At 67.1% G+C, this 7,083-nt stretch carries 7 protein-coding genes and 1 pseudogene; 4 read left to right on the forward strand and 4 right to left on the reverse strand.

The annotated features are described in order from the left end of the window. Positions 1-105 precede the first annotated feature (105 nt). Together NP4_RS43080 and NP4_RS42260 are read left to right on the forward strand one after the other, a co-directional pair. The gene (locus NP4_RS43080) at positions 106-510 is read left to right on the forward strand and encodes a hypothetical protein (RefSeq protein ID WP_068009937.1); all 405 of its coding nucleotides are present in this window, start codon (positions 106-108) and stop codon (positions 508-510) included. After that, entirely contained in the window at positions 434-823 is a 390-nt protein-coding gene (locus NP4_RS42260; RefSeq protein WP_245997550.1) for a CGNR zinc finger domain-containing protein, read from the forward strand. The genes NP4_RS43080 and NP4_RS42260 overlap by 77 nt, the downstream gene beginning before the upstream one ends. Positions 824-916: 93 nt before the next feature. Here NP4_RS42260 and NP4_RS39315 read toward each other — a convergent pair whose 3' ends face one another. The 4 genes from NP4_RS39315 to NP4_RS39330 all read right to left on the reverse strand — a co-directional run bounded on the left by NP4_RS39315 (position 917) and on the right by NP4_RS39330 (position 6,139). Next, entirely contained in the window at positions 917-1,996 is a 1,080-nt protein-coding gene (locus NP4_RS39315) for a 2-oxoacid:ferredoxin oxidoreductase subunit beta (protein WP_068009940.1), read from the reverse strand. Next, entirely contained in the window at positions 1,996-3,930 is a 1,935-nt protein-coding gene (locus NP4_RS39320; RefSeq protein WP_068009944.1) for a 2-oxoacid:acceptor oxidoreductase subunit alpha, read from the reverse strand. Before NP4_RS39320 ends, NP4_RS39315 begins: the two co-directional genes overlap by 1 nt. A 162-nt stretch (positions 3,931-4,092) precedes the next feature. Continuing rightward, complete coding sequence (locus tag NP4_RS39325; protein ID WP_068009947.1) at positions 4,093-5,115, reverse strand: Rv2578c family radical SAM protein; 1,023 nt, start codon at positions 5,113-5,115, stop codon at positions 4,093-4,095. Between the two features lie 31 nt (positions 5,116-5,146). Further along, positions 5,147-6,139, reverse strand: a complete 993-nt coding sequence (locus tag NP4_RS39330; protein WP_068009952.1) for an NAD-dependent epimerase/dehydratase family protein — start codon at positions 6,137-6,139, stop codon at positions 5,147-5,149. Between the two features lie 189 nt (positions 6,140-6,328). Here NP4_RS39330 and NP4_RS39335 point away from each other — a divergent pair, with 189 nt between their 5' ends. Together NP4_RS39335 and NP4_RS39340 are read left to right on the forward strand one after the other, a co-directional pair. Then, positions 6,329-6,652, forward strand: a complete 324-nt coding sequence (locus NP4_RS39335) for a type VII secretion target (protein ID WP_068009954.1) — start codon at positions 6,329-6,331, stop codon at positions 6,650-6,652. 3 nt (positions 6,653-6,655) lie between these two features. After that, a pseudogene (locus tag NP4_RS39340) lies at positions 6,656-7,083 on the forward strand (hypothetical protein); the annotation flags it as partial.

The following is a 7,083-nucleotide window of genomic DNA, read 5'->3' on the forward strand; positions in this document are numbered from 1 at the left end:
CCCGCCCCGCCAGCTCCCGCGGACGCTCCGCCCGCCACGCCCGCACCGCCGCCCGCGCCTCCCGCCCCACCGGCTCCCGCCCCCGCCTCGGCACCGGTTTCATTGGTGCTGACCACGATTCCCGTCGGCTGGGAGGGGCGGACCGATCTTGGGCCGACGCTCGAGGTGATGACCGATGGGCGGGCGGTGAAGAGTCCGGACGCGGCCAGCGCGGAGCGGAAGCCGGGGACGGCTCCGCAGAAGTTGACCGGGCGGATCGCGCCTGAGGTTTTGGCTGCGGCAATGGTGGAGGCCAAGGCGTTGGCGGCGATGGATATGGGGATGCCGTCGGATGGGGATTCCAGCAGTACGCTGCTCGATTTCCTGGGGGCGACACCGGACCAGGATGTGCACTTGGTGGTGTATTCGCCGAATGCCAGCGGCGGACTCAGCGATGAACAGAAAGGGGCCCGGCAGCGATTCAACGAGTTGTGCAAACGGCTGCTCGACGGGTTTGCGCAGGATCGGTGAGTCGGTGGAGTGCTCGACGCGGCCCGACCGCATCTGCCTCTGCGCCGCCCACGACTGCCATCGCTTCTACGCCGACACCACGAAGAACAATTCGATGCGCTACTGCCCCGACCGCGGATGCGCCAACCGCGAACGCGTACGACGGCACCGTCGGCGTAACGGCTGGCTGTCCCGGGCCGAGACCGAGATCACCACACCAGCTGGGCGCGCGATCGGAAAATCAACGCGCGGAGATCATCTCGACCTCGGCAACCCACGCACCCGCCGATTCCCGACACAACCCCGGGCGCTCCAACAGCCAGCCGCAGCCTAATTTCGCCAGAGATCCGAAGGGAGTCATGGAGTCGAGCGGGTAAGGGCCAGTTCCCCGGTCTCGCAACGAGATCGGTGCGACAGCATCCGATCGTCAGCCGACCGTCCACGTCTCCTTACCGGTGAGCAACTCCTGCAACGTATTCGAGCCCACGGGCTTACGGTCGCGGGCGGTTGCGAGTTGGGTGCGGACGCCGTCGTCGTAGGTGGGGCGGGTGACGCTGCGGAAGATGCCGATCGGCACGTGGGAGAGGTCCTGGGCGGACAGGCGGGACAGGGCGAAGGCGTATTCGGGGTCGTCGGCGTAGGCGTCGTGGACGATGATCTCGGCTTCGTCGACGGTGTCGGCCAGGACCACCTCGAGGCCGAAACCGCTTCGTACCACCGCGAATTCGCGCTCGGCGCCGAAACGGATCGGGTGGCCGTGCTGCAGGCGGATGAGGTGGGATTCGGCGTTGTCGCGGCGCAGCGCGTCGAAGGAGCCGTCGTTGAAGATCGGGCAGTCCTGCAGGATCTCCACGAACGAGATGCCGCGATGTTCGGCCGCCGCGCGCAGTACCTCGGTCAGCCCGGCGCGGTCGGAGTCCAGGGCGCGCGCGGCGAAGGTGGCCTCCGCGCCCAGCGCCACCGACAGCGTGTTGAACGGGTGATCGACCGAGCCCATCGGCGTGGACTTGGTCACCTTGCCCTGTTCGGAGGTCGGTGAGTACTGGCCCTTGGTGAGTCCGTAGATCCGATTGTTGAACAACAGGATCGTCATGTTCACATTGCGGCGCAGCGCGTGGATGAGATGGTTGCCGCCGATCGACAGGGCGTCACCGTCGCCGGTGACGACCCATACCGACAGATCCGGTCGTGTGACCGCGAGCCCGGTCGCGATCGCGGGCGCGCGGCCGTGGATCGAGTGGATGCCGTAGGCGTCGAGATAGTACGGGAACCGGCTGGAACAGCCGATGCCCGAGACGAACATCAGATTCTCCCGGCGCAGCCCCAACTCGGCCAGGAATCCGCGCATGGTCGCGAGGATGACGTAATCGCCACAGCCGGGACACCACCGCACCTCCTGATCGGAGGTGAAGTCCTTGACCTTCTGCGGCCCGTCCGCGCCCGGCACCCCGGACAGACCGGTCAGGCCCAGATCGGTACCGACGAGCGAGGTTTCGACGATCGTCATCACATACCCCCTGGGGTGCGATAGGTGGCCCGCGCTCGCGCGTCGAAGGCCTTGTCGTGTTCCATCTCCGCGATGGAGCCGTCGAGTGCGGCATCGATGACGCCGACCAGTTCCTGCGCCGAGAACGCCGTCCCCGCGATCTTCGTCCATGGCTGCACATCGACCAGATAGCGCGCCCGCAGCAGCATCGCGAGCTGACCGCCGTTCATCTCGGGCGCGACGACCGTGCGATAACGCCGCAGCACCTCCCCGGTGTTGGCGGGCAACGGATTCAGATTCCGCAGATGCGCCTGCGCCACCGGCACTCCGCGCCGCCGCGCCCGTCTGCAGGCCTCACCGATCGGACCGTAGGAACTGCCCCAGCCGATCAGCAGCAGTTCGGCGCGCCCGTCGGGATCGTCGACCTCGAGGTCGGGCACCGCGATGCCGTCGATCTTGGCCTGCCGCAGGCGAACCATGAGCTCGTGATTGGCCGGATCGTAGGAGATATTGCCGCTGCCGTCGGCCTTCTCCAAACCGCCGATCCGGTGGGCGAGGCCCTTGGTGCCCGGCACCGCGAGCGGCCGGGCCAGCGTTTCGGTGTCGCGCGCGTACGGCTGGAACGAATCACCCTCGGCGCCCTCGGTTTCGAAGGCCGGATCGATCGGCGCCAGCTCGGCGACATTCGGAATCGCCCACGGCTCCGAACCGTTGGCGATCGCGCCGTCGGACAGCAGCAGCACCGGGGTGCGATAGGTCAGCGCGATCCGGGCCGCCTCCACGGCGGCGGCGAAACAGTCGGCCGGGGAGCGTGGCGCCAGCACCGCCACCGGCGATTCACCATTGCGGCCGTAGAGCGCCTGCAGCAGATCGGCCTGTTCGGTCTTGGTCGGCAGGCCGGTCGAGGGACCCCCGCGCTGAACGTCCACGATCAGCAGCGGCAGTTCGGTCATCACCGCCAGGCCGATGGTCTCGCTCTTGAGCGCCAGACCGGGGCCGGAGGTGCTGGTGACTCCGAGCGCACCGCCGAGCGAAGCGCCCAGCGCCGCACCGATTCCCGCGATCTCGTCTTCGGCCTGGAAGGTCGTGACGCCGAAATTCTTGTGCTTGCTCAGCTCGTGCAGGATGTCCGAGGCGGGCGTGATCGGATACGTCCCCAGAAATACCGACAGACCGGACAATTGCCCGGCCGTGACGATGCCGTAAGCGAGCGCGGTGTTGCCGGTGATCTGCCGATAGGTACCCGGCGCGAGGGTCGCGGGAGCGATCTCGTAGGTGGTGGCGAAGGCCTCGGTGGTCTCGCCGTAGTTCCAACCCGCCCGGAATGCGAGGATATTGGCCTCGGCGATCTCCGGTGTGGCGGCGAACTTCTCGCGCATGAACTGTTCGGTGCCGCCGATCGGCCGCCCGTACATCCACGACAGCAGACCGAGCGCGAACATGTTCTTCGCCCGCTGACCGTCCTTCTTACCCACCCCGGTCGATTCGGTGGCCGCGAGCGTCAGGGAGGTCATGGGCACCCGGTGCACGACGAAGCCCGACAGCGTCTCGTCGCTGAGCGGATCGCCACTGTAGCCGACCTTGGCGAGGTTGCGCTTGGTGAACTCGTCGGTATTGACGATGACCGTCGCCCCGCGCGCCACATCCTCCAGATTCGCCTTCAGCGCAGCGGGATTCATCGCCACCAGCACGTCGGGCTGATCACCGGCGGTGAGGATGTCGTAATCGGCGATCTGGATCTGGAACGACGACACACCCGGCAGGGTGCCCTGGGGCGCGCGAATTTCCGCGGGGAAGTTCGGCATGGTGGCGAGATCGTTGCCGAACGCGGCCGCTTCATGGGTGAAGCGGTCGCCGGTCAGCTGCATACCGTCGCCGGAATCGCCGGCGAAACGGATGACGACCCGCTCCAATTTCTCTGTGCCGGCACCGTTGTGGTGCGCCAGGTCAACCATGTGCCTGCATCACTTCCTCGTCGGTGAGAAGTACCACACGCCAAGTTACTCCGCCGTGCCTCGAGGAACACCCGAGACGCGTCGTAGTTATAACGCGAAAAGCGTTGTGCGTATTGCATGATTCGGCCGACCCGAGCAGACCGACCAGGATCGAACAGTGCGTCAAGCGAACAGGGCGAGCTGTGGGTCGGGCGCGGGTAATCGGTCCTGGTGTTCCGGCGGCGCGGTATCCGCCGGGGTGTCCCGATTCAATCCGTGCCGAGCGAGCAACGGTTCGACCCGAGCGCGTAGCCACGCAGAGTACTCCGGTGTGACGTACGCCCCACGACCGTACAGCTGTCGGTATCGGCGCAGCAGCGCCGGGTGGTGGGTCGCCAGCCACTCGAGGAACCAGCCGCGGGTGCTGCCGCGCAGATGCATCGGGAACGCGACCACACTCGTCGCGCCCGCCTCGGCGATCGCGCCGAACAGTTCGTCCAGATGCGCGGTGCCGTCGGTGAGACACGGAATCACGGGCGCGACCAGCACCGATACCGAGAATCCCGCATCGGCCAGGGCCCGTACCAGATCCAGCCGAGCCCGCGGCGAGGGCGTGCCCGGCTCCAGACTGCGATGCAGTGCGGGATCGAGAATCGCGATCGACATCGCGACGCTGACCGGCACCACGCGCGCGGCCTGGGTGAGCAGCGGCAAGTCGCGGCGCAGCAGCGTGCCCTTGGTGAGGATGGAAAACGGCGTGCCCGAATCGGCCAGCGCGCCGATGATGCCGGGCATCAGTCGATAACGCCCCTCGGCCCGCTGATAGGGATCGGTGTTGGTACCCAGCGCCACGGTCTCCCGCCGCCACGATCGACGATGCAGCTCCTTGCGCAACACCGCCGCGACATTGGTCTTGACCACGATCTGGCTGTCGAAATCGCGGCCCGCGTCCAGATCCAGATATTCGTGGGTGCTGCGCGCGAAGCAGTATCGGCAGGCATGCGAACAGCCGCGCATCGGGTTGATCGTCCATTTGAACGACAACCCCGAGCCCTCCGGGAGCTTGTTCAGCGCGCTCTTGCACAGCACCTCGTGAAATGTGATGCCCTCGAACTCGGGGGTCTGGATGCTGCGCACGAATCCGGCCCGCTCGAGTCCCGGGAGGGCGCCGTCATCGGCATCCAGGGTCTGGCCTTGCCATCGCACACATCCAGTCGAACATGTGTTCTAAGCGGTGTCAAGCAATGCTGCGCGCCTCCGGCTCGAGCGGTTCACCCTTGTAGAACGCGATCAGATCGCGAACCGTCTGCTCGGTCGGCCTCGGCAGATAGCCGAGTTCGGCGCGGGCCTTGGCGCCGTCCACCTCGGGCGCGGACAGCAGCGCGCCCATGGCCGCGCGGGAGACCTTGTCGCTGCCGAACAGCTTGGCGATCGGTTCGATCACCGGCAGCGCCGCCGAGATCATCGGCACCGGAATCGCGAAGCGCGGTCCGCGTTTTCCGTTGACCGCCGCGGCCAGCCGGGTCAGCGCAAGCATCGAGACCATCGCCCCGGGCAGCAGATAATTCTCGCCGGTCCGGCCACGTTCTCCGGCCAGAATCAGCCCACCCGCCACATCGCGCACATCGACCAGATCGAAACCGCCGCCGACCATGACCGGGACCCGGCCGCGCGCGGCATCCCACACCGAGGCGTTGATTCGGGAGGCGCTGTTGTCGATCGGGCCGTAGACGCCGGTCGGGTTGCAGATCACCGCGTCCAGACCGCTATCGATGACCTTGCGCAATTCGACCTCACCCTGAAACTTCGAGCGGTCGTATACGGGCAGATGCGACTCCACCGACCGCGGCGAGCGCTCATCAATGCGACCGCCGCAGCTGTACTGGTTGAAGGCGTGGATGGAACTGGCGTGCACCATGCGTCGCGCCCCGACCGCGCGGGCGGCCTCGGCGACCACCCGCACCCCCTCGGTGTTCACCCGCCAGGCCAGATCGTTGCGATGCGCCAGCGTGATCACCGCGACCAGGTGATACACCACCTCTACGCCGTCTAGCGCGGTGCGCATCGATGCCGGATCGAGTACGTCGCCGTTCACCCAGCGCACCTGCGGATCCGCCGGTCCGGACGGCCGGATCCGATCGATTGCGGTCACCTCGTGACCGCGCTGCACCAACTGGTGGAGCAGATTCGTGCCGAGGAATCCGGCTGCCCCGGTGACTGCGACCTTCATGGGATCGAGAATATAGAACCCGTTCTAATTTGCAACACGTTCCAATTCATTCCTCATCCCGCGCCGCAGGCTCGAAACCTGTCCGTGAGGTCGGCTATATTGAGGCCCAGCCATCACCTCGGCGGTGGTGGTCGAGTGGTTCAGACGGACAAGTTGGCTGATGATCACGACGATTGGGGGGCAGACACGATGAGTGATCTCTCGGCGGATACCGATGCGGTCCGCGCGTTCGCGGCGACACACGAGGGCGTGGCGGCCGATATCGCCGGCGCCGCGAATATGGACACGGTCAAGAACGTGATGGCCATGACGCCGGTGTTCGGCATCATCGGGGCCGATTATCTGGCCATGTTCGCCGCGGCGCAGGTGTTGCACTGCAAGGACGTCAACGATCTGTCGGCCAAGGTCGACCATCTGGGCAAGGCCGCGTTCGGCACGGCCGCCGTCTTCGACGAGACCGACGACACGTCCATGGCCGCACTCGGGGGCCTCGGCAATCAAATGGGGGTATGACCGGTGAGAATTGTCGACGGAACCGAGAGCGGGGTCATCGGCACGGCACAGAACGCTGCCGCCCCGGCGCCCGCGCCCACCCTCGCCGAGGCGGGTCAGCACGGCCCGATGCTCGATGTGCCGCTGCCGCAGCTGCCCGCGGATATGCCGCCGATCGAGCCGCCCGCGTTCGCGCTGGCGCGCAAGGAATATGAGGACAACGGCTCCACGCTCGGCGCTCCGCACGTGCCCGGTCTGGGCGGCGGGGGCAATGCCGCGCCCGACGCGTCCGGCGCGGTCCACCCCGCGGGCTTCGAGGACGCGGCCTCGCCGCTGCTCGGTGTGGCCCACACGGGACTGAACAACGCGCAGGGCGTCCTCGACAACACCCATGCCGCCGCGCAGGGCGTGCTCGACAGCGCGCAGTCCGCGTTGGGCGGCGGCGGTGCGAC

This window comes from Nocardia pseudobrasiliensis NBRC 108224 (assembly GCF_001613105.1).
In the GTDB taxonomy this organism is placed as follows: Bacteria; Actinomycetota; Actinomycetes; order Mycobacteriales; family Mycobacteriaceae; genus Nocardia; species Nocardia pseudobrasiliensis.

Excerpts from the sequence above, each read along its gene's own strand:
- NP4_RS42260 (WP_245997550.1), top strand. The coding sequence starts at position 434 with ATGAACAGAAAGGGGCCCGGCAGCGATTCAACGAGTTGTGCAAACGGC.
- NP4_RS39315 (WP_068009940.1), bottom strand. The coding sequence starts at position 1,996 with ATGACGATCGTCGAAACCTCGCTCGTCGGTACCGATCTGGGCCTGACC.
- NP4_RS39320 (WP_068009944.1), bottom strand. The coding sequence starts at position 3,930 with ATGGTTGACCTGGCGCACCACAACGGTGCCGGCACAGAGAAATTGGAG.
- NP4_RS39330 (WP_068009952.1), bottom strand. The coding sequence starts at position 6,139 with ATGAAGGTCGCAGTCACCGGGGCAGCCGGATTCCTCGGCACGAATCTG.
- NP4_RS39335 (WP_068009954.1), top strand. The coding sequence starts at position 6,329 with ATGAGTGATCTCTCGGCGGATACCGATGCGGTCCGCGCGTTCGCGGCG.